Source organism: Methylovorus sp. MP688, from assembly GCF_000183115.1.
Lineage (GTDB): Bacteria > Pseudomonadota > Gammaproteobacteria > Burkholderiales > Methylophilaceae > Methylovorus > Methylovorus glucosotrophus.
The window spans coordinates 1,988,583-2,011,225 of record NC_014733.1 but is presented as its reverse complement, the minus strand read 5'-3'; the positions used below and the strand labels follow the sequence as shown (position 1 = coordinate 2,011,225).

22 protein-coding genes are annotated in these 22,643 nt (G+C 58.1%); 16 read left to right on the top strand and 6 right to left on the bottom strand.

Annotation, left to right across the window (positions count from 1 at the left end; translation table 11 throughout):
• Positions 1 to 34: 34 nt before the first annotated feature.
• Positions 35 to 961 (bottom strand): LysR family transcriptional regulator, encoded by a 927-nt coding sequence (locus MPQ_RS09525; protein ID WP_013442720.1) that lies wholly within the window; start codon positions 959 to 961, stop codon positions 35 to 37.
• A gap of 95 nt (positions 962 to 1,056) precedes the next feature.
• Here MPQ_RS09525 and MPQ_RS09520 point away from each other — a divergent pair, with 95 nt between their 5' ends.
• Genes MPQ_RS09520 through MPQ_RS09510 form a run of 3 tightly spaced genes read left to right on the top strand, consistent with a single transcriptional unit; the run spans position 1,057 to position 3,542 of the window.
• A complete protein-coding gene (locus tag MPQ_RS09520) occupies positions 1,057 to 1,806 on the top strand; it encodes an electron transfer flavoprotein subunit beta/FixA family protein (RefSeq protein WP_013442719.1) in 750 nt (249 codons plus the stop codon).
• Positions 1,803 to 2,729 carry an electron transfer flavoprotein subunit alpha/FixB family protein gene (locus MPQ_RS09515; protein ID WP_013442718.1) on the top strand — a complete coding sequence of 309 codons (927 nt, stop codon included), beginning with the start codon at positions 1,803 to 1,805 and terminating at the stop codon, positions 2,727 to 2,729. Before MPQ_RS09520 ends, MPQ_RS09515 begins: the two co-directional genes overlap by 4 nt.
• 36 nt (positions 2,730 to 2,765) lie before the next feature.
• On the top strand, positions 2,766 to 3,542 hold the full coding sequence (locus tag MPQ_RS09510) for a ferredoxin--NADP reductase (RefSeq protein WP_013442717.1): 777 nt from the start codon (positions 2,766 to 2,768) through the stop codon (positions 3,540 to 3,542).
• A 115-nt stretch (positions 3,543 to 3,657) separates the two neighbouring features.
• Here the strand turns inward: MPQ_RS09510 and ribA are convergent, their stop codons facing one another.
• The 4 genes from ribA to ftsY are packed head-to-tail and all read right to left on the bottom strand — an operon-like array spanning position 3,658 to position 6,892.
• Positions 3,658 to 4,260, bottom strand: coding sequence for a GTP cyclohydrolase II (gene ribA, locus MPQ_RS09505; protein WP_013442716.1), 603 nt, complete (start codon positions 4,258 to 4,260; stop codon positions 3,658 to 3,660).
• Positions 4,261 to 4,280: 20 nt separating this feature from the next.
• Positions 4,281 to 5,183, bottom strand: coding sequence for a permease-like cell division protein FtsX (gene ftsX / locus MPQ_RS09500; protein ID WP_013442715.1), 903 nt, complete (start codon positions 5,181 to 5,183; stop codon positions 4,281 to 4,283).
• A complete protein-coding gene (ftsE, locus tag MPQ_RS09495; protein ID WP_013442714.1) occupies positions 5,180 to 5,833 on the bottom strand; it encodes a cell division ATP-binding protein FtsE in 654 nt (217 codons plus the stop codon). Before ftsE ends, ftsX begins: the two co-directional genes overlap by 4 nt.
• 33 nt (positions 5,834 to 5,866) lie before the next feature.
• The gene (gene ftsY / locus MPQ_RS09490) at positions 5,867 to 6,892 is read right to left on the bottom strand and encodes a signal recognition particle-docking protein FtsY (protein WP_041362266.1); all 1,026 of its coding nucleotides are present in this window, start codon (positions 6,890 to 6,892) and stop codon (positions 5,867 to 5,869) included.
• A 305-nt stretch (positions 6,893 to 7,197) separates the two neighbouring features.
• Here ftsY and MPQ_RS09485 point away from each other — a divergent pair, with 305 nt between their 5' ends.
• The 13 genes from MPQ_RS09485 (at position 7,198) to MPQ_RS09425 (ending at position 21,204) form a co-directional block, all read left to right on the top strand.
• Positions 7,198 to 8,547, top strand: coding sequence for a pitrilysin family protein (locus MPQ_RS09485; RefSeq protein ID WP_013442712.1), 1,350 nt, complete (start codon positions 7,198 to 7,200; stop codon positions 8,545 to 8,547).
• 68 nt (positions 8,548 to 8,615) lie between these two features.
• Entirely contained in the window at positions 8,616 to 9,932 is a 1,317-nt protein-coding gene (locus MPQ_RS09480; RefSeq protein WP_013442711.1) for a pitrilysin family protein, read from the top strand.
• Complete coding sequence (gene rsmD, locus MPQ_RS09475) at positions 9,922 to 10,515, top strand: 16S rRNA (guanine(966)-N(2))-methyltransferase RsmD (RefSeq protein ID WP_013442710.1); 594 nt, start codon at positions 9,922 to 9,924, stop codon at positions 10,513 to 10,515. Before MPQ_RS09480 ends, rsmD begins: the two co-directional genes overlap by 11 nt.
• Positions 10,502 to 11,017 (top strand): pantetheine-phosphate adenylyltransferase, encoded by a 516-nt coding sequence (coaD, locus tag MPQ_RS09470; protein WP_013442709.1) that lies wholly within the window; start codon positions 10,502 to 10,504, stop codon positions 11,015 to 11,017. Before rsmD ends, coaD begins: the two co-directional genes overlap by 14 nt.
• A 9-nt stretch (positions 11,018 to 11,026) precedes the next feature.
• Complete coding sequence (locus MPQ_RS09465; RefSeq protein WP_015830523.1) at positions 11,027 to 11,278, top strand: YfhL family 4Fe-4S dicluster ferredoxin; 252 nt, start codon at positions 11,027 to 11,029, stop codon at positions 11,276 to 11,278.
• 123 nt (positions 11,279 to 11,401) lie between these two features.
• Positions 11,402 to 13,171: a methyl-accepting chemotaxis protein gene (locus MPQ_RS09460; RefSeq protein ID WP_013442707.1), complete on the top strand. Its 1,770-nt coding sequence runs from the start codon at positions 11,402 to 11,404 to the stop codon at positions 13,169 to 13,171.
• Positions 13,172 to 13,252: 81 nt separating this feature from the next.
• Positions 13,253 to 13,642 carry a lactoylglutathione lyase gene (gloA, locus tag MPQ_RS09455; protein WP_013442706.1) on the top strand — a complete coding sequence of 130 codons (390 nt, stop codon included), beginning with the start codon at positions 13,253 to 13,255 and terminating at the stop codon, positions 13,640 to 13,642.
• 207 nt (positions 13,643 to 13,849) lie between these two features.
• Positions 13,850 to 14,845, top strand: coding sequence for an alpha/beta hydrolase (locus MPQ_RS09450; RefSeq protein WP_013442705.1), 996 nt, complete (start codon positions 13,850 to 13,852; stop codon positions 14,843 to 14,845).
• 363 nt (positions 14,846 to 15,208) lie between these two features.
• Positions 15,209 to 16,900 carry a 2-isopropylmalate synthase gene (gene leuA, locus MPQ_RS09445; RefSeq protein ID WP_369750515.1) on the top strand — a complete coding sequence of 564 codons (1,692 nt, stop codon included), beginning with the start codon at positions 15,209 to 15,211 and terminating at the stop codon, positions 16,898 to 16,900.
• 227 nt (positions 16,901 to 17,127) lie between these two features.
• Positions 17,128 to 18,093: a mitochondrial fission ELM1 family protein gene (locus MPQ_RS09440; RefSeq protein WP_013442702.1), complete on the top strand. Its 966-nt coding sequence runs from the start codon at positions 17,128 to 17,130 to the stop codon at positions 18,091 to 18,093.
• A 10-nt stretch (positions 18,094 to 18,103) separates the two neighbouring features.
• Positions 18,104 to 19,240: a glycosyltransferase family 4 protein gene (locus MPQ_RS09435; protein WP_013442701.1), complete on the top strand. Its 1,137-nt coding sequence runs from the start codon at positions 18,104 to 18,106 to the stop codon at positions 19,238 to 19,240.
• A gap of 8 nt (positions 19,241 to 19,248) precedes the next feature.
• The gene (locus MPQ_RS09430; RefSeq protein ID WP_238525297.1) at positions 19,249 to 20,250 is read left to right on the top strand and encodes a glycosyltransferase; all 1,002 of its coding nucleotides are present in this window, start codon (positions 19,249 to 19,251) and stop codon (positions 20,248 to 20,250) included.
• Positions 20,251 to 20,289: 39 nt separating this feature from the next.
• Positions 20,290 to 21,204: a glycosyltransferase family 9 protein gene (locus MPQ_RS09425; protein WP_013442699.1), complete on the top strand. Its 915-nt coding sequence runs from the start codon at positions 20,290 to 20,292 to the stop codon at positions 21,202 to 21,204.
• Between the two features lie 33 nt (positions 21,205 to 21,237).
• On the opposite strand, the gene MPQ_RS09420 is transcribed toward MPQ_RS09425, so the two are convergent.
• Positions 21,238 to 22,506 carry an O-antigen ligase gene (locus MPQ_RS09420; RefSeq protein WP_013442698.1) on the bottom strand — a complete coding sequence of 423 codons (1,269 nt, stop codon included), beginning with the start codon at positions 22,504 to 22,506 and terminating at the stop codon, positions 21,238 to 21,240.
• Between the last annotated feature and the right edge of the window lie 137 nt (positions 22,507 to 22,643).

Sequence of the window (22,643 nt, the reverse complement as noted above, 5' to 3'; positions counted from 1 at the left end):
GTCTTTCAGTTAAATCAGTATTTAAATCAAAATGCTATTTGATAATGGGTAAGGCAATCTGGTCGCTGCGCCCGGCATCTACGGTAAACGCCCGGCAGTAATCCAGAAAGGCGCGGATGCTGGCGGTGAGGTACTTTTTGCGGTGCCAGACAAACATGAACTGGCGGCGCAGATCCAGCTCGGGCATCTCAATCGGCACCAGGCTGCCACGCCGGAAAGCATCGCGCAGCGCCAGGCGCGAGATGCAGCCTATGCCAAGACCGGATTCCACCGCGCGTTTGATGGCTTCGGTGTGTTCCAGCGTCAGGCGTATTTTAAGCCTAGATTGATGATGGCGCATCGCATGGTCAAAAGTTTCGCGGGTGCCGGAGCCGACTTCGCGCAAAATCCAGGTCTCTTCCAGCAGGTCTTCCAGGCTGACGCCGGGCTTGTTGGCCAATGGGTGATCGGGGGCGCAGAACACGACCAGTTCGTCATCCAGCCACGGCTCCACGGCAAGGTCGGGGTGCTGGCAATTGCCTTCGATCAGCCCCAGATCGAGGTCGTAATTGGCGACTTGCTGCAAAATTGCATTGGTATTTTGTACGTGCAGCTCAATTTGGCACTCATCATGTTGTTTCATAAAGGAACCGATGAGCAGAGTTGCGATATAATTGCCGATTGTCAATGTGGCGCCCACCCTGAGCAGACCCAGTGTGGTCTTGCCTTGCAGAACATGCTCGATTTCCGAAGCCTGATCGAGCAATGCGGCCGCCATCGGCAAAAGGCTACGCCCCAGATCGTTCAGCTTGAGCAATTTGCCAAGACGATCAAAGAACTGGCAATCAAACTGGCGCTCCAACTCGGCCAAGGCCGTGCTGGCAGCCGATTGCGACAGCGATAGCGCCTCTGCCGCCCGGGAGACATTCTCCAGGCGCGCGATGGCGACAAATACTTCCAGTTGTCTCAGGGTATAGCGCATATAGGTTTTGCAGATATAGATTATTAATATAATCAATTTAATAGATATTTTAGTGTCGTTTAAAATACACGGCAATACAGTCCAGGAGTATGTGCATGAAAATTATGGTGGCAGTGAAGCACGTGGTGGATTACAACATCGTGCCTCGCGTCAAGCAGGATGGCTCCGACGTCGAGATCAGCGGCGTCAAGATGGGCATCAATCCCTTCGATGAAATCGCAGTGGAAGAAGCGCTGCGCCTCAAGGAAAAAGGCATCGCCACGGAAATCGTGGCCGTGTCCATCGGCGCTGAAAACAGCAAGGACACCTTGCGTCACGCGCTGGCGATGGGTGTAGATCGTGCTGTGCTGGTGCAAGCCGAAGGCAAGCTGCAGCCGCTGGGTGTGGCCAAGCTGCTGAAGGCGGTGGCAGGTCGCGAGCAGCCTGACCTGATTCTGCTGGGCAAGCAGGCGATTGATGACGATGCCGGTCAGGCAGGCCAGATGCTGGCCGCCTTGCTCGGCGTGGGTCAGGGCCTGTTTGCTTCTGAAATCAAGGTCAATGGCAACGAAATCGAAGTGAACCGCGAAGTGGATGGCGGCACCGAGACCGTCGCCTTGCAACTGCCCGCCATTGTGACGGCAGATTTGCGCCTGAATGAGCCTCGCTTTATCAAGCTGCCCAACATGATGATGGCCAAGAAAAAGCCGATTGACGTGATTGCAGGCACTGAGCTGGGCGTGGACTTTGCCTCGCACCTCAGCCTGCTGAATGTTGCCGAGCCTGCCCCGCGCAAGCCTGGCGTCATCGTCAACAGTGTGGCTGAGCTGGTCGAAAAACTGCGTATTGAAAAGGTATTGGCATGAGCGTATTGATTTTGGCCGAACACGATGGCCAGCATATTAAGCAATCCACCCGTCAGGCCGTGACCGCAGCGGCGGCATGGCAACATCCCATCCACCTGCTGGTGGCAGGTGCCGACGTATCGGCCGTGGCTGCAGAAGCGGCCACTATTGCCGGTGTGGCCAAGGTAATCAAGGTGGAAGCACCGCACCTGGTGCATCTGCTGGCGGAAGATGTGGCGGCTGCTGTGCAACAGATCGCCGCTGAGTATCAGGTAATCGTGGCTGCGCACAGCACATTGGGCAAAGGCGTGCTGCCACGCGTGGCGGCCCTGCTGGATGTCGGCATGGTGTCGGACGTGGTCGAGATTCAGGCGCCTGCTACCTATGTGCGCCCGATCTATGCTGGCAATATTCTGGCAACCGTGCAAAGCAGCGATGCCGTGCAGGTAGTCACCGTACGCGCGACCTCGTTTGAGGCTGCTGCGAGTGGTGCCAATGCGGAAATTACCAGCGCTGCTGCGCCGGCCGCATTTGGCAAGGTGCGCTGGGTGAGCGAGCAACGCAACCTGTCGGACCGTCCCGAGTTAGCCACGGCAACCGTGGTGATTTCCGGTGGCCGTAGCCTGGGTGAGCAGTTCAACACCCTGCTGGAGCCAGTGGCCCACAAGCTGAATGCCGCCATTGGTGCCACCCGCGCCTGCGTGGATGCCGGCTTTGCCCCCAACGACCTCCAGGTTGGGCAGACCGGTACCGTGGTTGCGCCTGAGCTGTATATTGCGGTCGGTATTTCCGGCGCCATGCAGCATCTGGCCGGTATCAAGGATAGCAAGGTGATCGTCGCCATTAACCACGATCCCGACGCCCCGATCTTCAAGCATGCGGATTACGGCCTCGTGGCCGACCTGTTCAAGGCCCTGCCTGAACTCAATGCCGCCCTTGGCTGATCGTTAATCAATTAACCATTTGAAAGATAAAGAACTATGAGCGCGTTTAATACCGAAAAAGTGTTGTCGGTAAAGCATTGGAATGACAGTCTGTTTTCGTTCACCACCACGCGTGACGCTGGCCTGCGTTTTGAAAACGGCCAGTTCGTCATGATCGGCCTGCAAGTGGATGGCAAGCCGCTGATGCGTGCCTACAGTATCGCCAGCGCCAACTACGCCGAAGACCTGGAATTCTTCAGCATCAAGGTGCCGAATGGTCCGCTGACCTCGCGCCTGCAACACCTGAAAGTCGGCGATGACATCCTGGTTGGCCGCAAGCCTACCGGCACGCTGCTGCTGTCTGACCTCAAGCCCGGCAAGAACCTCTACCTGTTGTCCACCGGCACTGGTCTCGCCCCCTTCATCTGCCTGATCCAGGATCCTGAAATCTACGAGAAGTTTGAAAAAGTGATTCTGGTACACGGTGTACGCCGCGTGAATGACTTGGCCTACGAAGAGTTCATCACCAAGGAATTGCCCGAAAACGAATACTTCGGTGAGCAGGTCAAGAACCAGCTGATCTACTACCCCACCGTGACGCGCGAGCCTTTCCGCAACGAAGGCCGCCTGACCGACCTGATGGAAAACGGCAAGCTGTTTGCCGACATCGGTCTGCCACCGCTGAACCCCGAAACTGACCGCGCCATGCTGTGCGGCAGCCCGCAAATGCTGGAAGACACCTGCCGCATTCTGGATGCTGCTGGCTTGCAGGTTTCCAAGCGTATTGGCGATCTGGGCGATTACGTGATCGAGCGTGCGTTTGCTGAAAAGTAAGCTGAAACAAGCACTGACTTCCGTGAGCTGGCAATCTTAGTAAGCGGACAAGAATAAAAAAACAGGCCTTCAAGGCCTGTTTTTTTATGTCTGCATGCACAAGCTAATGCAACTACTAAAGATAGTGCCCCAGCTTGGTCCGCTTGGTTTGCAGGTATTCGGCATTATTCTGGTTGGGGGTGATCAGCAGCGGTACGCGACGGCTGACGGAAATGCCTGCTGCCTGCAGGCGGGTGACTTTTTCAGGGTTATTGGTCAGCAGCTGGATGCGTTGCAGTCCCAGGTCGCGCAGCATGGCGGCGGCCAGTTCGTAGCTGCGGGCATCAATCGGCAGGCCTTGTTCCAGATTGGCTTGTACCGTATCGCGGCCCTGGTCTTGCAGGGCATAAGCCTTGATTTTATGGGCCAGGCCTATGCCACGGCCTTCGTGTCCGCGCAGGTAAAGAATCACGCCGCAGCCGGCTTTTGAAATGGTTTCTTGCGATTTGGCGAGCTGTTCGCCGCAATCGCAACGTCTGGACCCCAGGACATCGCCGGTCAGGCATTCGGAGTGCAGACGTACCAGCACTTCTTCCTGGCCTGGCTTCAACTCGCCAGCAACAAGGGCCACCTGGTCTTGCAGGCCTTGCGGGTCATTGTCTGACCGATAGATATGTAAGGTGAAATCCCCATGCGAGGTGGGCATGCGAGAGGTGGCGATTTTCTTGACGGTTTGCATAATGAAAAAAAGATGGGGGCTCAGCGGCTGGATTCAAGCTTGGCAAGCGAGCGACCTACCGCGACGTAGGAGCCTAGCCAGCCCAGGGCGACCGGGATCAGGACGATGGCCAGGCAGACAAACGGCTGTGGCATGCCGAGATGAAAATCACTGGCATACAAGGCAGCGATGTCGGCAATCGAATAATTAAAGAGCTGAATCACGCCCGCCAGCAGCAGCAGGGCGGCAATGCCGCCGCCAAGGCCATAGACCATGCCTGCATACAGGAATGGACGACGGATGAATCGATTGGTGGCGCCGATCAGCTTGCTGACTTCGATCTCCTCGCGCTGCGTGACCACTTGCAGGCGGATGGTGTTGCCAATAATGGCGAGCAGGGCAAAGCCGAGCAAGCCCACCAGCACCAGCAAGGCCTTCTTGCTCAGCTCCAATATCGCGTACAGGCGCTTGATCCAGGTGGCATCCATCTGCGCCAGCTCAACGCCGGGCTGCTTTTGTATGCGGGATTGCAGGGCCTCGATTGCGGCTGGGTCATGGTTGCGCGGGGCGACCTGGAAGGCATCAGGCAGGGGATTCTTCTCCAGATTGATGGCGCCTGCCGTTTCCTGCTGCAGCTGTTTCCAGGCGGCATCCTTGCTGATGAACGTAACGCGGGCAACATCCTTCTGCTGGGTGAGCCATTGCTGCAGGCGTGTAACGCTGCCCGGCTCGGCGTCCAGTTTCATGAAGACGCTGATTTGCGGTTCGGTGCTGATATTGCCGGTCAGGCGGTTCAGGTTATCCACGATGACAAACAGGATGGCGGGCAGGCATACGGTCACGCCCATCACGCACCACATCACCAGCGTGGCGAGCAGGCGGTGACGCATGCGACCAAATACCAGGCGCAAAGCCTGCGTGTGCTGATTTATCCAATGTTTCATGCTGTCAGGGTTCCTTGCTCCAGGCGCAGCACCCGTGCTCCTGAGTTCGCGATTTCATGCTGGTCATGGGTCGCCACGATCACGGTCACGCCCACCTGCTGAAAGGCGTAAAAGATGCCCATGATTTCTTCGGCATAGCCTTCATCCAGGTTGCCGGTCGGTTCATCGGCAATCAGGATCGACGGCCGACTGACCACGGCGCGGGCAATCGCCAGCCGCTGCTGTTCGCCACCTGACAGGGTGATGGGCATGGCTTTTTCCTTGCCGAGCAGGCCGACTTTGTCCAGCGCGGCGCGTATGCGCTTGCCGGCTTCATGACCGGTAATGCCATTGATATAAAGCGGCAAGGCGACATTTTCAAAGCAGTTGCGGTCGTAAAGCAGCTTGTGATCCTGAAACACTAGGCCGAATTTGCGGCGCAAAAAGGGCAGCGCTGCGGCACGCAGCTTGCTGACATTCTGGTTGCCGATCAGGACAGTGCCTGAGGTTGGCCGCTCGGTGGCGGCGATCAGCTTGAGTAATGTACTTTTACCGGCACCTGACGCTCCCGCAACAAATACCAGTTCGCCTGGCTCAATACTGAAGCTGACATTGCGCAGGATTTGCTCACTGCCGGGGTAGCGTTTGCTGACCTGGTCAAATTTAATCATCTCGGCTCCTGCGCAGCGTGTATGAAAAGTCCATCACGAAAACAGCGCATCTACAAATTCCTCTGCCTTGAACGGCCGCAGGTCGGCGATGCTTTCGCCCACGCCGATATAACGGATGGGGATGGGCCGCGCCTGGGCAATCGCCGCGATCACACCGCCCTTGGCCGTGCCATCCAGCTTGCTCAGCACCAGGCCGGTCACACCCAGGGCATCATCAAACGCCTTGACCTGGCTGATGGCGTTCTGGCCGGTATTGGCATCCAGCACCAGCAGGATTTCATGCGGCGCGCCCGGCAATGCCTTGCCGATGACGCGCTGCACCTTGCGAATTTCTTCCATCAGATTGAGCTGGGTTGGCAGGCGGCCGGCGGTGTCGGCCAGCACGATATCAATATTGCGTGCCTTGGCGGAGTTCACTGCATCAAAAATCACGGCAGCCGGATCGCCACTTTCCTGGGCAACCACATGCACATTGTTGCGGTCGCCCCAGGCCTGCAACTGCTCGCGGGCAGCGGCACGGAAGGTATCGCCGGCGGCGATCAGCACGGATTTGCCTTGCACCTGAAACAGATTGGCCAGCTTGCCGATGCTGGTGGTTTTGCCGGCGCCATTGACGCCGGCCAGCATGATGACAAACGGCTGGTGGGTGGTGGTTACCAGCGGTTTTTCCAGCGGGGCCAGCAGCTCTAGCAGGGCATCTTTCAGGGCTTGTTTCAGCTGGGTGGTGTCGCTCAGGCTCTGGCGCTTTACGCGCTGGCGTATCTGTTCCAGCAGCGCTTGCGTGGCGGCGACGCCAACATCGGAGGTGAGCAGGATGGTTTCCAGCTCTTCGTATACATCTTCATCGATCTTGCCGCCACCAAACAGGCTGGCCAGCTGATTGCCCAGCTGGCTGCGTGTTTTTGCCAGCCCGTTTTTCAGGCGCTCGGTCCAGCTCAGCTTGTTTTCAGCGGCAGATTCCGTGGGGGCTGGAGCGGCGGGAGTCTCGGGCGCAGGAGTGCTGGCTGGCACATCTGGCGTGGGAGGGGGTGTCTTGTCTTTTTTGAAAAAATCGAACATACGCTTCAACTAGAATTTCGCCTTATTTTAGTCGTATTCGGCCGCCCATGCACGAATCTATTCACGCTATCGCACCGCGAAACTAAGTCCCGGGGCATGGGTCAGATGCCTGTACGTTGCATGGCACAAGGCACGTCGGCTTGAAAGTTGGTCGGGCCGCCGGGTGCCTTGGCTATAATGATGCTGAAGAGCAAGGAACAGGTCCACGCGAGGGGATAATGCCATGCATGCATCGCGAGGCGTGTTCGCTGCTCTAATCAAAGGAGAACAATAAGGTGTTGAGTCGCAAATTAGTCAGGATCGTCATGCTGCTGGGCCTGGTGCCCAGTGTCACATTACCCGGCGTTGCCGCCGCAGAAACCCAGGAATTCAAGCTTAGCAATGGCCTTCGTCTGATCGTGCAGGAAGATCATCGCTCCCCGGTCGTGGTGTCGCAGGTGTGGTACCGCGCTGGCAGTATTGATGAAGTGAACGGCAAGACCGGCGTGGCCCACTTGCTGGAACACATGATGTTCAAAGGCACCAAAAACGTGAAGCCAGGCCAGTTCTCCCGCCTGGTGGCCGCGGCCGGTGGTCGTGAAAATGCCTTTACCAGCCGTGATTACACCGCCTATTACCAGCAGCTGGAAAAATCCAAGCTGCCACTGTCATTCAAGCTCGAATCTGATCGCATGGCCAATCTGCAATTGACCAAGGAAGAGTTCTCCAAGGAAATCAAGGTGGTGATGGAAGAGCGCCGCTGGCGTACCGAAGACAAGCCGCAATCCACCGTGGCCGAGCAATATCAGTCTGTGGTGTTTCAGGCGCACCCCTATGCCCGCCCGGTAGTGGGCTGGATGAATGACCTTGAAAACATGACCGTGGAAGATGCACGCGAGTGGTACAACAACTGGTATGCCCCCAACAATGCCACCGTAGTCGTGGTCGGTGATGTCAAGGCACAGGAAGTCTACAAGCTGGCCCAGCAATATTTTGGCCCGCTGAAGCCGCGCAAATTGCCGGTACGCAAGCCGCAGCTCGAGCCTGCACAAAAAGGTGAGCGTCGTCTGATCGTCAAGGCGCCCGCCCGCTTGCCTTATGTGCTGATGGGCTTCCATGTGCCAGCCCTGCGTGATCCGGTGAATGACTGGGAACCCTACGCGCTGGAGATACTGGCCGGTGTGCTGGATGGCAATGCCTCGGCCCGCCTGACGCAGAATCTGGTGCGCAACCAGCAGATCGCCGTGGATGTGGGCGCAGGCTATGACCTTACCCAGCGCGGTGCGACCAGCCTGTTTGAGCTGGATGGCTCGCCCAGTGAAGGCAAGACCGCCGCTGACATTGAGGCTGCCCTCTTGCAGCAAATCGAGGATATCAAGCAATCCGGTGTTACTGAGGATGAGCTGAACCGCGTCAAGGCGCAGGTGATTGCGGCGGATGTGTACCAACGCGATTCCATGTTCAACCAGGCCATGCAGATTGGCCAGCTTGAAACCATCGGCTTCTCATGGCGCTTTCTCAAGGATTACCCCGAAAAGCTGAAGCAGGTGACACCGCAGCAGGTGCAGGAAGTGGCGCGCAAATATCTCACGCGTGACAACCTCACCGTGGCGACGCTGGATCCGCAGCCGATTGATCCTAACGCCAAGCCCAAGGGCCGGCCCAGCGATCATTAATCCCGGCAACCGGGCAGGGCCGAGCGTCTTGCCCAGACACTGAACTTACGCAATTCAAAGGTAACCCCATGTTGATCAAAAAACTTTACGCAAAATGCCTGACAGGCATGGCCGCCGTGCTGTTGAGCGTCTCTGCCCAGGCGGCGGTGAATATCCAGCAATGGAAAACCGCCAATGGCGCCGATGTTTACTTTGTTGAAAATCACGATTTGCCCATCATTGATCTCAGCGTCAATTTTGCTGCGGGCAGCGCGCGCGATGTGGCCGATAAATCCGGCCTGGCAGGCATGACGCGCTATCTGATGACCCTGGGCGCGGCCGGGATGAGCGATGAGGAAATCTCGCGCAAGATGGCTGATGTCGGTGCCATCATGGGCGGCGAGCTGGATGCAGACCGTGCCGCCTTCAAGCTGCGCACCCTGAGTCAGGCCCGCGAGCGCGAGCAGGCGCTGGATATCTTTGCCAAGGTACTGCAACAGCCGGATTTTCCACAGGCGACACTGGAGCGCGAGAAAGCCCGCGCCATTGCCGGTCTGCAGGAAGCAGCGACCCAGCCTGAAAGCATCGCCAGCAAGGCCTTCATGAAAGCCTTGTACGGCAAGCACCCTTACGCCCTGGATGACGGTGGCGAGCCGGAAACCATTGCCGCACTGAAGCGGGATGATCTGCAAGCGTTTTACCAGCAGCACTACGGCGCTAAAGGTGCGGTGATTGCCATGATAGGTGACATGACGCGCGAAGAAGCGAACCAGGTTGCCGAGCGCCTGACAGCAAAACTGCCTGCGGTGGATGCGCAACCGGCTTTGCCCGCAGTGGCTTACCCGGAGCGTGCCGTCGATGAGCGCATCCAGCATCCGGCCACCCAGTCTCATATTCTGCTGGGTTACCCTGGCGTCAAGCGCGGCGATGCGGATTACTTTCCCCTCTATGTCGGCAATTACATTCTCGGTGGCGGCGGCTTTGTTTCGCGCCTGACCGAAGAAGTGCGCGAGAAGCGCGGGCTGGTCTACAGCGTGTATAGCTACTTCATGCCTATGGCTGAGCTGGGGCCATTCCAGATTGGTTTGCAAACCAAGCGCGAGCAATCTGCGGAAGCGATGAAAGTGGTGGAGCAGACCCTGGAAAAATTCATGCAGGGCGGCGTGACCGAAGCCGAGCTGGTGGCGGCCAAGCAGAATATCACCGGTGGTTTTCCATTGCGCCTCGACAGCAACAGCAAGATTCTGGATTACCTGGCAGTGATCGGCTTCTACAAGCTGCCGCTGACCTATCTGGAAGATTTCAACAAGAATATCAATAGCGTGACCACGGCTCAGATCAAGGATGCATTCAGTCGCCGTATTGATACCCACAAACTGGTCACGGTGGTGGTCGGTGGCAACTAAGGCTGTCAGCAAGACGGGTGGAGTCAACAAGGTACGCATAGGCGGCGGCACCTGGCGCAGCCGCCTGTTGAGTTTCCCCGATGGCCCCGGTTTGCGCCCGACGCCGGATCGCGTGCGGCAGACCCTGTTCAACTGGCTGGGGCAGGATCTGCATGGCATGCGTTGTCTGGACCTGTTTTCCGGCACTGGTGCGCTGGGGTTTGAGGCGTTGTCGCGTGGCGCCTGTGAAGTGGTGATGGTGGAGAAGTCCCTGCCCGCATTCCGCGCCCTGCAAGCCAGTAAAACCCTGCTAGGCGCTGACGGCGCCAGCCTGCTCAATGCCGATGCCGCGCAGTTGTTGAGTGCGCCATCCGCCAAACTGGAGGCTGGCAGTTTTGATGTGATTTTTCTGGATCCGCCCTACAACCAGGGCTGGCTGGACAAGCTGTTGCCAGCGGTGGCCGCTTTGCTGGCACCCGATGGCCGGGTGTATGTCGAAGCCGAGTACGTGCTGGCAGACCGCGCGCCGTGGCAGGTGCTGAAAAGCGGCAAAGCGGGCAATGTTTGCTATCACCTGTTAAAATTGGCGGATGCAAACGAATGAATCTTCTGGCGGCCTGACCGTCGTCTACCCTGGTACGTTTGATCCCATCACCCGCGGTCATGAGGATATCGTGCGCCGCGCGGCGGGCCTGTTTGACCGGGTGATTGTGGCCGTGGCGCAAAGTCCGGGCAAGTCACCTTTCTTCGGGCTGGACGAGCGCGTCTCCATGGCCTCTGAGGTCTTGCAGGATTGCCCCAACGTCCACGTGATGGGCTTTTCGGGCTTGCTGATGGAGTTCGTGCAGGCGCAGGGTGCCCGTGTGGTGATACGCGGCTTGCGTGCGGTGTCTGACTTTGAATACGAGTTCCAGCTGGCGGGCATGAATCGCAATATGTTTCCCCAAGTGGAAACGCTGTTCCTGACGCCAGCTGAGCAATACATGTTTATCTCTGCCAGTCTGGTACGCGAGATCGCCCGGCTCAATGGCGATGTCAGCAATTTTGTCTCCCCGCTGGTGCAGGCGCATATCCAGTGCAAACTGGACCACGCGGCGGGTCGATAGGGTTTTTCCATGGCATTAATGATTACCGATGAATGCATCAATTGCGATGTGTGCGAACCGGCTTGCCCCAATGGCGCCATTTCCCAGGGCGCTGAAATCTACGTCATCAATCCTGCCCTTTGCACCGAGTGTGTGGGGCATTTCGATAAACCGCAGTGCCAGGATGTCTGCCCGGTCAGCTGTATTCCCCTGGATCCGGATGTCGTGGAAAACCGCGATCAGCTCTATCAGAAATACCTGAAGCTGGTCGGCAAAGCCTGAGTTCCTCCGTTTTATCCAGGCGGGAATTTTTCATAGAAGTAAACATTGTTAATCTTCAGGCATAATTTTTGCCTGCATACAGCCATATCGTCCATTGCACGGACTTCATTGCCTGGGATTAACATGACGCCGGTTTCCTCTTCGCTTACCTCTTATGAGGCGCCTGATCGCAGCGTATCTGCTGCGCCAGCGACGTCTGCCATGTCGACACGCCCGCCAGATGCCAACATCAGCATTGCCGGCCTGGGTGCGCGGCTCTCGCATCTGATGCGCCAATTGCTCAATACCGAAAGCACCCAGTCGGCGCGTTTTGTCGAAGTGGAGAACCGTGTTGGTGCAATGACCATGGAAGTGGAGGCGGTCACCGAGCGTATGCAAACCAGCATGCACGAGGCCGAACAGCTGCGCGAGCAATCCCAGCAGGATTTCTCGCAAGCCAGCAGTGAGTTGTCGCAAGGCTTGTGGCAACTGGAGCAAAGCTTGTCAGAAAAACTGACCAAGGTGAATGAGGTGGTGCGTGGCCTGGAGCGCGTGGGTCGCGAACTGGAGCTGATAGCCGTCAATGCCGCCATACAGGCCGCGCACGCCGGTGAGGCGGGGCGCAGTTTCAGCGTGGTGGCGGATCATGTGCGCCAGCTGGCGCGGCATACCGTCCAGAATGCGAATGAAGTCTCGCAGATGCTGGATTTCAAGGATTTTCAGCAACAGCTGATCGGCTTCGGGCATTCCAGCCGCGAAAACGTCGACCAGGTGGACAAGCAGACGGTGGCGGCGTTTTCCAAGGTGCAGCAGGCGTTTGGCGAGATACGTACTTCCATGCAGACACTGGTGGAGCATGGCAAGGTGATCGAGACCATGCACCATCTGGATCGCGGCAGTTACCAGGGGCAGCGCGTCAAAGTGGCCTGGGCCAGGGAGCTGGCTGAAGATTTGCAGAAAAGCGCTGGCGTCACCGAGCTGCAACTGCCCCTGCATCTGGCGCGTGTACTGCGCAAGGATGGCGGCTACAAACCTCAGGCTTATGATCGCCTGAACGATATTTTGCAGCGCGGGGTTTTGCGCGTGGCGATTGAGCCTTCATTCAAGGGCTTGTCGTTCCGGCTGCGCCCCGGCGAAGCATTGCGCGGGCTGGATGTGGAATATGCCACGGCCTTTGCGCGTTACCTCGGCGTGCAGATCGAGTTTATCGAGCATCCCTGGGATCAATGCGTGGATTTGCTGCATATCGGCCGCAGTCGCGGCGAACCGGAGGCGGATCTGGTGTGGAGTGCCTTGCCGCCCAGTGCCAGCTATTACAAGGTCGCCTATTCCGATGCCTATACCTATCTGCATTACATGCTGGCGCGGCGGGCAGGGGATGAGCGCATCAGCGGCCTGGGCAGCCTGCAGGGCAAGGTGCTGGGCTGCATCAATGACCCTGGCGCCTTTGCCACGCTGGAGGCGGCAGGCCTGCGCTGGAGCAAGCACAAGCGCGAGGAGCGCGGCACCATACGCCTCGCCAACCTGATTGCCTACACTGATCAGTCCATCATTCACGATGCGCTTGCCGATGGCAAGATCGACGCCTTTGCCGTAGACCAGCCCATCTTTGCCTGGGCCTGCAATGGCAAGGACAGTCCCTGGCATGGTCGCATTGAGTTGCTCAATGGCAATATCGCGCCCAGCCCCTGGTATTACACGGTGGCTGTCGCCGATGATCCGGCCAGCTATACCTTGCTGCAGTATGTGAATGCCTTCATCCGTGAATTCAGCCGCACGCGGGAGCGCGAGACGCTGGAGCTGCGCTGGCAGTTTTATCCCGTACATGGCACGGCAGGCTATCAGGGGGAAGCCGGAAGTTTGCGCGGTGAGCCCGAGCTTTATCGTGACTGGCTTCAGCAACAGACCGCATAGGCTTATAAGTCTGCAAAGGCCTATAGCGAAGGCCTATAATAGGGCAGTTAATTCAACAATAAACTGCCATGAGGAGAGACCATGCGACTGTTACACACCATGCTGCGCGTCGGCAATCTTGATAAATCCATTGCGTTTTACACCCAGGTGCTGGGCATGCAGGTATTGCGTAAACACGAATACCCGGATGGAAAATTCACCCTGGCGTTTGTCGGTTATGGCGATGAGCAAAACAACACCGTGCTGGAGCTGACCTATAACTGGGGCACCGAAAGTTACGACAAGGGCAATGCCTATGGCCATATCGCCATCGAGGTGGACGATGCCTACAAAGCCTGTGAAGCCGTGAAGCAGGCAGGCGGCAAGGTTGTTCGTGAGGCTGGTCCCATGATGCACGGCACCACGGTCATTGCCTTTATTGAAGACCCCGATGGTTACAAGGTCGAGTTCATCCAGAAAGGCACTTTTTAATACGCCCTGATGGCGGATCGTCCGCCATACTGAAAATAGGCTGGCCCGGCATGTGGCCAGCCTTTTCATTTCATTTACCACCTAAACGGCAAGATACGCCTACAAGCAAATCAGCCAGCGGCGGGCATCGCCTCGCGTTCAATGCCGCCACAATATCCCGATGCACCGCTACAAAAGCGGTTTTTCACCCTGTGATGGAGAGATATTGTGAACATACTTGATCCCTTGATTAAACCCTTTACACAAGACCCATACCGCGGGATGGACCCCGAAACGCGTGCTTTCCTGCAAACCTTGGCCGAGGCTGATAGCACCCCCATGGAGAAGCTGAGCCCAGCCGAAGCACGGCAGGTGCTGGAACAGGCGCAACAGGAAACCGTGGTCGACCTCAGTGGCATCGACACACGGCAATTGACGATCGATTGCGAAGGCCACGTCATCGAGCTCGATATCGTGCGCCCCGCGGCCTCCGGCACGGCGCCTTTGCCGGTGGTGATGTTCTTTCACGGTGGAGGCTGGGTGCTGGGCGATTTCCCTACGCATAAACGCCTGGTACGTGACATTGCCGTGCTGTCAGGCTGTGCGGTGGTGTTCGTCAATTACACACGGTCACCCGAAGCGGAGTATCCGACAGCGGTGATTCAGGCCTATCTCGCCACCAAATGGATAGCTGAAAATGGATACGAGGTAGGGCTGGATGGTCAGCGACTCGCCGTAGCTGGCAATAGCGCCGGCGGCAATATGGCCACCGCGGTCTGCCTGATGGCAAAAGACCGTTTCGGCCCGACCATTCGTCATCAAACCTTGTTTTGGCCGGTGACCGATACCAATTTCGATACCGGCTCATACGACGATTTTGAAGATGGCTATTTCCTCACGCGCAACATGATGAAGTGGTTCTGGGACAATTACACGGCCAATGATGAGTCGCGTGCCGAGGTCTATGCTTCGCCCTTGAAGGCCGATCCCGAGCAGTTGCAGGGCTTGCCGCCTGCCTTGATCCAGACCGCAGAATGCGATGTGCTGCGCGATGAAGGCGAAGCCTATGCCCGGCTGCTGAATGAGGCGGGTGTAAAAGTCACCGCCACCCGTTATATAGGCACCATTCATGATTTTGGCTTGCTGAATGCCCTGGCCCTGACGCCACCAACCCGTGCTGCCCTTAATCAGGCAGCGCAGGAAATCCGCAAGCATCTGGCCTGATAGCGTTTTTTGCTGTTTGACGCATGGCGGCAGATTGATTAAGATGCTGCCATGCGTCAATTTTTGAACATCTCCGCACTCTCCCTGCAGCTGGCCGACCTCCTCGGCCTGCGACTGCTGCGCGTCGCGCGCATCTAAATTCTCCCCCTATTGTTGGCTTTACCCGCTGCCCGTCTCGTGTGAGACCGGGGCTGATCCATCGCTATTTCAGAAAGAGCGACCCCATGTTGAATATTGTGTTTTTGCTTTGCGAACGACTAATGACCGGTTGTCAGGCCATGTGCCGGTGGCTGCCTGACAACCTGTGTGCCACAGACTACGTCTTTGTCTAGTAACGAATTATCAAGAACAGGAATGACCATGATGTTGAAGCAACCAAATAAGAAATACCGACCATTTACGCCGGTGGCACTGGCTGACCGGCAATGGCCAGGCAAGACCATTACCCATCCTCCCATCTGGATGAGTACCGACCTGCGCGATGGCAACCAGGCCTTGTTTGAGCCCATGAATGCTGAGCGCAAGATGCGTATGTTCAAGATGCTGGTGCAGATCGGCTTCAAGGAGATTGAAGTCGCCTTTCCCTCGGCCTCGCAAACCGATTTTGACTTCGTGCGCAGGCTGATCGAAGAAAAGCATATCCCGGACGATGTCACCATTGAAGTGTTGACGCAGGCGCGTGAAGACCTGATTCGCCGCACTTTCGAGGCCTTGCGTGGCGCGCGGCGTGCCATTGTGCATGTCTACAACGCTACTGCTCCCGAGTTTCGCCGCATCGTGTTCCGCATGGATAAGCCGCAGGTCAAGCAGCTGGCCGTCGACAGCGCTCGCCTGATTCGCGAATTGGCCGAGCAGCAGCCGGAGACGGAATGGGTATTCCAGTACAGCCCGGAAACCTTTACCGCCACCGAGCTCGACTTTGCCAAGGAAGTCTGCGATGCCGTGACGGAAGCCTGGGGCGCCACGCCCGAGCGCAAAGTGATTCTGAATCTCCCCGCCACGGTGGAAGTCGGCACGCCGAATTTCTACGCAGACCAGATTGAGTGGATGCACCGCAACCTCGCCCGCCGCGATAGCGTGATTCTGAGCGTCCACCCGCACAACGACCGTGGCACGGCCGTCGCCGCTGCCGAGCTTGCCGTGATGGCTGGGGCGGACCGTATCGAAGGCTGTTTGTTTGGTCATGGCGAACGCACGGGGAATGTGGACTTGGTCAGCCTGGCCTTGAATCTCTACACCCAGGGCGTGCATCCCGGGCTCGATTTCTCCAATATCAATGCCATTGCGCGCACGGTGGAAGACTGCACCCAGTTGCCGGTGCATCCGCGTCATCCTTATGCCGGTGACCTGGTGTTTACCGCGTTTTCCGGATCACATCAGGATGCGATCAAGAAGGGTTTTGCCGCGCAACAACCGGATACCTTGTGGGAGGTCCCATATCTGCCGATAGACCCGCATGATGTCGGTCGCACTTATGATTCCATCATTCGCGTCAACAGCCAGTCCGGCAAGGGCGGCATTGCCTACCTGCTTGAGAGCGGTTACGGCTTGTCCATGCCGCGCCGCATGCAGGTGGAGTTCAGTGCCGCCGTACAGAAGCTGACCGATGCCACCGGGCAGGAAGTGTCAGCCGAAGGGATCTGGCAGCTGTTTGAAGCCGAGTACCTGTTTGCCAGGGAGCCCTTGCATTATGTCGGTCACGAATTGACCGAGCATGCTGGCCGGCAACATATCAAGCTCACCGTGCGCCTGCATGGCGAAACCGTGGTGCGCGAAGGCGAGGGCAATGGGCCGATAGATGCGCTGGTGCATGCCTTGGGTTACCCGGTGAATATTCTGGATTACGAAGAGCGTGCGATGACCGGGGGCGCCGATGCCCAGGCCGTGGCATTTGCTGAACTCGGCATGACCGGCATCGCAGGCAGCGTCTATGGCGCAGGCCTGCACCAGAATCTGGTAACCTCATCCATCCTCGCTGTGGTCAGCGGTATCAATCGCATGTACGGCAAGCTGGATGCGCAGGGGCGCCAGCAGTTGCTGGACAACGTTCAGTAGAAATAGCGCTGATGTCCCTGAGCTAACAGAATCCCGAATCGTGAACGCGGTTCGGGATTTTTTTATGTGCTGTCTTGGTCACTTCCAGCCCGCCATCACGCGGCTGTCATCTTTCTGACGTCAGCCCGCAATAAAGCCTGCCTATAGTGTGCGGCAGTCGTGCGCAGGTCGATGTAAATGTCGGCCTTGCTCACATGCTGACCATGCATATCCAAGGCACCCATGAAATGAGCACCTCCGTTAATCCCATCATCGTCTGGCGTCTGCTGGATGGAAAGCCCGGGCACGAAACCCAGACACTGGGCTTGGTCAAATCCCTGCAGCGCCATCAGGCCTGCGAGTCGTTTGATATACGGGTGAGCGGGCAAGTGGAATCGCTGTTCAACGTTGCCAGCGCGACCTGGCCGTTTGCGCGTGGCTTGCCTTTGCCGGATCTAATCATCGGCGCCGGGCATCGCACTCACCTGCCTATGCTGGCCGCGCGACGTGCTTATGGCGGCAAGGCCGTGGTGCTGATGCAGCCCAGTCTGCCGGTGGCCCTGTTTGACCTGTGCCTGATTCCCCAGCATGACCGTTACCGTGGCGGCGGCAATTACATCGAAACACGCGGCGTACTGAATCCCTTGCATGCCGAAGGCCGGCATGAGGAAAACAAAACCCTGATCATGATAGGCGGGCCCTCGCGCCATTACGGCTGGGATACCGTGAACATGCTGTCCCAGATTCGCCAGTTGCTCGCGCATCGCCCATGGATGCAGTACACCTTGACCACCTCGCGTCGCACGCCGGCGGATTTCATCGTCGGTCTGCATAGCCTGTCAGCCCCCAATCTGCGCGTGGTGCCTTTCAGCCAGACCCAGCCGGGCTGGGTCGCCGAGCAGCTGGCGCAGTCTGCCACCGCCTGGGTCTCGGAAGATTCGGTTTCCATGGTCTACGAAGCGCTGACGGCGCAAGTGGCGGTGGGGCTGCTGAACTTGCCTCTGAAGCAGGAAAACCGGGTATCGCGCGGCGTGGAGCACTTGCTGCAGCAAGGCATGATCGTGCGCTTTGATAGCGATGCCCACTATCAGCAGCGTCTGCACCCGGTGGCCGGTTTTACCGAAGCCGACCGCTGCGCCAACTGGATACTGCGTCGCTGGTTGCAGCCAGTGCCAGCCTCCGTGCCAAAGGTGGCGACAGCAACCATCGCCTGATCTGTTTCGCATGACCCACAAAAGACTTACCGTGCTGCAAGTGCTGCCTGCGCTGGAATCAGGCGGCGTGGAGCGCGGCACGCTGGAGCTGGGTCATTACCTGGTGCAGCAGGGCCACCGTTCGCTGGTGATGTCCGCCGGCGGCCGTCTGGTAGAGCAGCTGGAACAGCAGGGCAGCGAACATTTTCAATGGCCGGTCGGCCACAAATCCTTTTTAAGCCTGCGTCTGGTGCGGCCATTGCGGCATTTTCTGCGCGAGCATGCCGTGGATATTCTGCATGTGCGTTCGCGCTTTCCTGCCTGGATCTGCTATCTGGCATGGAAGGGCATGGATCCTGCCAAACGCCCGCGCCTGGTGACCACGGTACATGGCACCTATTCGGTGTCCGCCTATAGTGCTGTCATGACCAAGGGCGAGCGCGTGATCGTCATTTCCAACATGATCCGCGATTATGTCTTGCAGCATTACCCGGTGGATGCGGGCCGATTGCGACTGAATTACCGCGGCGTGGACCCTGCCGTGCATCGCCATGGTTACCGACCCAGGGCCGATTGGCTGGAGGCGTGGTACCACGATTATCCTGAAACCCAGGGGCGCCAGCTGCTGACCTTGCCTGCCAGGCTCACCCGCTGGAAAGGCCAGGAGGATTTCATTACCTTGCTGGCGCAGCTCCGGCAGCAAGGTGCCAATGTGCACGGTCTGGTGGTGGGCGATGTGCAGGCGGGCAAGGCGGCGTATCTGGACGAGCTGAAACTGCAGGCCCAGGGGCTGGGTGTTGCAGACCGCATCACCTTTACCGGCCATCGGCAGGATATCCGCGACATCATGGCGATGTCGCATATGGTGTTTTCCCTTTCCCGGCAGCCGGAAGCGTTTGGCCGGGTGAGCATGGAAGCGCTCAGCATGGGCGTGCCGGTGATTGCCTATGCGCATGGCGGCGTGGCCGAGCAGCTGGCCGAGCTTCTGCCACAGGGCGCGATAGCCGTGGGCGATCTGGATGCGGCGCTGAGACTCAGTCTTGCATGGCTGCAAGAGCCACCGCAGGTGCCGGAAAACCGGGTGTTCCGCTTGCAGACCATGCTGGAAAACACCTTGGCGATTTATCACGAACTCACCAGCTTGCCACAGCAGGTAGCGCCCGCATGAATATCTGCATGGTTATGGCAAGCCGTGGCAATGGCGGACTGGAAAAGCATGTGCGTGAACTCGCCAGCGAGCTGGTGCGGCAGGGGCATGACATCACCATTGCCGCCCCCGCCGCCTTTCTGGCAAGTTTGCCTGCCAATATCGGACGGATGCCGATACCCGCGCATCTGGGCCGCTATCACCCATGGTTGCTGTTAAAGCTCCTGCTGGCCTTGCGTCGCGGCGGCTATGATCTGGTGCATGCCCAGGCCAACAAAGCCGCCTCTCTGGTTAATCAGTTGCGGCCATGGTTAGCCTTGCCCGTACTCGCCACCCTGCACAATATCAAGCGCGATGTGCGTCTCTATGCGCGATTCGATCATGTCATCGCGGTCAGCCGGCAATTAGCCTCGTCACTGCCGCCGGAAAAAACCTCCGTGGTGTATAACGGCATCGTTGCACCTGAGGCCGCAGCGCTGGATATCAGGCAACAATTTGCATTGCCGGCAGATTACCCTGTGCTGGTTGCAGTGGGGCGCCTGGTACACGCCAAGGGCTTTGATCTTTTGCTGGAGGCGGTGGACGGCTTGCCACTGGCGGTGCTGATTGTGGGTGACGGGCCGGAGCATGCACGACTGACAAAGCGCGCGCAGAGCTTGAACACCATTACACGATGCGTTTTGACCGGCCACCGGGACGATGCGCCCAGCCTGATGCGATCGGCTGACGCCGTGCTGATCAGCTCACGCCGGGAGGGTTTTTCCTATGTCTGCAACGAGGCTTTGTTGCTGGGCACATGCGTGTTAGCCACGGATGTGCCTGTTGCCAACGAAGTGCTTGCCCCTGACTTTATTGTCCCCACGGGAGATGTTGCTAGCTTGCGCTCGCGCCTCTGCCACTGGCTGAGCAGGCGCACAGAATGGGCGGCCTTGCAGCAACCTGCCCGAGAGTTTGCCGCCCAGCAATTGACATTGCCCGTCATGGCGGCCAATACATTGGCGGTCTACCGCCGCCTCGTCCACCATGCGTAAGCTTGCCTGGCGACTCCATCACGGCATGGCGGGGGTGGCATGACCAGACCCATCCGATCCGGGCACATACTGATTATCAAGCATGGCGCATTCGGCGATCTCATGCAGGCCGAAGGTGTGTTGCACGATATCCGCCAGCATTTTCCGCATGCGCACCTGGCGCTGCTTACTACCCCTGGTTTTGTCGGGCTGATGCAGCGCTGCCCGCATATTGATGAAGTGCTGGTGGATACCCGGGCACCGCTATGGCATCTGCCCCGGCAATGGGACTTGTATCGGCGTTTGCGCGCGGTGCGGTGGGATACCGTGATCGATCTGCAAAATTCCACACGGACGTCTGTTTATCGTCGGAGTATGTTGCGTCATGCCCATTGGATAGGGCGTTTGCGCGGCCCGGCACCGGTGACGGGTTTGCGCGGCCAGCAGTATCTGCTGCAGGAAGCGGGGATTGATGCCAGCCATGCCATGCAGCCGAATTTGAGCTGGATGGCAGCCAATGTGGAGAGCTTGCTCACACAGCATGGCATTACCCGGCCTTATGTCGCGCTTCTTCCCGGGTCTTCGGCACGGCATCCGGAAAAGCGCTGGCCGCATTATGCCGAGCTGGCGGCCGCGCTGAAGCGTGAAGGCCATGCCTGCGTCAGCATATTGGGTCCGGATGAAAAAGACCTGGCGGCGGGCTTTGCCTGCAGCGTATTGCAGGGTCTGGACTGGTTCACCCTGGCTGGTGTGCTGCAGCAGGCCGCCGTTGTGGTGGGGAACGATAGCGGGCCCAGCCATGTGGCATCTTGCCTGGGGCGGCCCGGACTGGCTCTGTTTGGCGCCTCCACTTCACCTTTGCGCTCCGAGCTTGCACGTGGGCGCTTTGAAACCCTGCAGGTGGATGCCCTGGAAAGTTTGCCTGTCAGCCAGGTCATGGACAAGCTGCGCCCCAAGTTGCCCGTGCTGGCTTGAGTGCGATACCGCCGTGTGTCGGCTTAACTGAGATCAGCAGCGCGTATTCCGCATGGCCAACACCCAGCCCACGCCCAGCCAGGCCAGGGCGGCTACCCAGTTGTTCAGAAGGCTGATGCCGCCGATCAAGGGCCAGAAGCAGACGCTGAGTACAGAAAAAGACAGGGCGGCCAGCAACCAATGCTTGTGACGCATGAGCGGAGCTAGGGCTGCCCAGTAGATGGCGCCCAGCATGCATGCGAAGAGCAATACCCCGGTAACACCCGTTTCGGCAGCCAGTTGCAGATAGAGGTTGTGTGCGTGGGTACAGGTCATGCCCAGCGTTGCCAGCAGCCCCATCTGTTCGCACACCTGCCGATAGGCATGAAAACCATGGCCGAACAGAGGCGCCTCTTGCCAGGCAGCGTAGGCGGCGCGGAACACTTTGCCATAGTCAGAATCGGCAAAATGCCCCAGCTTTTCAAAGATACTGAAAACACTTCTTTCCGCCGTGGCAGGGGCCAACAGCATGACCAGCCCCAGCAATAGCACAAAACCAATAAGCGCCAGCCATAGCCGGGAATGATGGCTGCGCAGCTCGGCTCTGCCTGAGCGCTTGTTCAGCCATAGGCCGCACAGTGTGACCATACTGGCTGCGATGAACAGCATGAAGGCCATGCGCTCGCCGGTAATGAACATGAAGAGCATCCCGGTCGCTAGCATGATTATGATCAGTGCCTGTCGTCGGGACGAGGACAGGGTGGGGAGCAACAGCAAGGGCGCAAACATGGCAATAAACCATACCCGCAACAGCGTAATGCCAGGAATCGGGCTGTTATAAGGCCCCGTCAGCCTGTTCTCCGTGAACATGGGGCGGCCAAATACATCATGCCCCAGCAGGTATTGCATCGCGCTATCAACAACAATCAGCGTGCAAGCGGCAAGTAACACCCAGAGAAAATTGCGCTGACGGGTGTGGTCTGCCAATAGCCAATAGCCGAGCGCGGCGGCAAACAGCGGCCAGCGCAGAAAAGTCAGCCCATACAGCACACTGGCTTGCGGGGCTATGCTGAGGGGCGCGTTGATCAGCAGCACATAGCCTGCAAACACCAGCGCCAGCCTGAACCAGGGCTGGCTCGCCCATTGCCAGTCCTGCAGTCGATAGGCGCGGTATAAAAACAGCAGGCATACCATCACCACGCTGATATCTGCCAGTGTGCGTGAGCTGAGCAATAGCACAGGCAGCAGCCACGGCAATATGCGCTCTGCCCATGTCAGGACATTGACTGGAGCGGGGGTAAGCAGAGTGGGGGATATGGACATCGCAAAGCTAGCCTATGCAGTGAGAGTTAATGACAAGGGGAATCGCCCGTAGGCGCATTCGGCAAGGCGAGTATAGGCCGCTTAAATGTCATCAAAATTAAACATCACTGACACAGACTGAAATGATGCTGTTATTC

Bases quoted from the DNA above. Each gene is read 5' to 3' on its own strand.
- MPQ_RS09525 (WP_013442720.1), bottom strand. From the start codon at position 961: ATGCGCTATACCCTGAGACAACTGGAAGTATTTGTCGCCATCGCGCGC.
- MPQ_RS09520 (WP_013442719.1), top strand. From the start codon at position 1,057: ATGAAAATTATGGTGGCAGTGAAGCACGTGGTGGATTACAACATCGTG.
- MPQ_RS09515 (WP_013442718.1), top strand. From the start codon at position 1,803: ATGAGCGTATTGATTTTGGCCGAACACGATGGCCAGCATATTAAGCAA.
- MPQ_RS09510 (WP_013442717.1), top strand. From the start codon at position 2,766: ATGAGCGCGTTTAATACCGAAAAAGTGTTGTCGGTAAAGCATTGGAAT.
- ribA (WP_013442716.1), bottom strand. From the start codon at position 4,260: ATGCAAACCGTCAAGAAAATCGCCACCTCTCGCATGCCCACCTCGCAT.
- ftsX (WP_013442715.1), bottom strand. From the start codon at position 5,183: ATGAAACATTGGATAAATCAGCACACGCAGGCTTTGCGCCTGGTATTT.
- ftsE (WP_013442714.1), bottom strand. From the start codon at position 5,833: ATGATTAAATTTGACCAGGTCAGCAAACGCTACCCCGGCAGTGAGCAA.
- ftsY (WP_041362266.1), bottom strand. From the start codon at position 6,892: ATGTTCGATTTTTTCAAAAAAGACAAGACACCCCCTCCCACGCCAGAT.
- MPQ_RS09485 (WP_013442712.1), top strand. From the start codon at position 7,198: ATGCTGCTGGGCCTGGTGCCCAGTGTCACATTACCCGGCGTTGCCGCC.
- MPQ_RS09480 (WP_013442711.1), top strand. From the start codon at position 8,616: ATGTTGATCAAAAAACTTTACGCAAAATGCCTGACAGGCATGGCCGCC.
- coaD (WP_013442709.1), top strand. From the start codon at position 10,502: ATGCAAACGAATGAATCTTCTGGCGGCCTGACCGTCGTCTACCCTGGT.
- MPQ_RS09465 (WP_015830523.1), top strand. From the start codon at position 11,027: ATGGCATTAATGATTACCGATGAATGCATCAATTGCGATGTGTGCGAA.
- MPQ_RS09460 (WP_013442707.1), top strand. From the start codon at position 11,402: ATGACGCCGGTTTCCTCTTCGCTTACCTCTTATGAGGCGCCTGATCGC.
- gloA (WP_013442706.1), top strand. From the start codon at position 13,253: ATGCGACTGTTACACACCATGCTGCGCGTCGGCAATCTTGATAAATCC.
- leuA (WP_369750515.1), top strand. From the start codon at position 15,209: ATGTTGAAGCAACCAAATAAGAAATACCGACCATTTACGCCGGTGGCA.
- MPQ_RS09440 (WP_013442702.1), top strand. From the start codon at position 17,128: ATGAGCACCTCCGTTAATCCCATCATCGTCTGGCGTCTGCTGGATGGA.
- MPQ_RS09435 (WP_013442701.1), top strand. From the start codon at position 18,104: ATGACCCACAAAAGACTTACCGTGCTGCAAGTGCTGCCTGCGCTGGAA.
- MPQ_RS09430 (WP_238525297.1), top strand. From the start codon at position 19,249: ATGGTTATGGCAAGCCGTGGCAATGGCGGACTGGAAAAGCATGTGCGT.
- MPQ_RS09425 (WP_013442699.1), top strand. From the start codon at position 20,290: ATGACCAGACCCATCCGATCCGGGCACATACTGATTATCAAGCATGGC.
- MPQ_RS09420 (WP_013442698.1), bottom strand. From the start codon at position 22,506: ATGTCCATATCCCCCACTCTGCTTACCCCCGCTCCAGTCAATGTCCTG.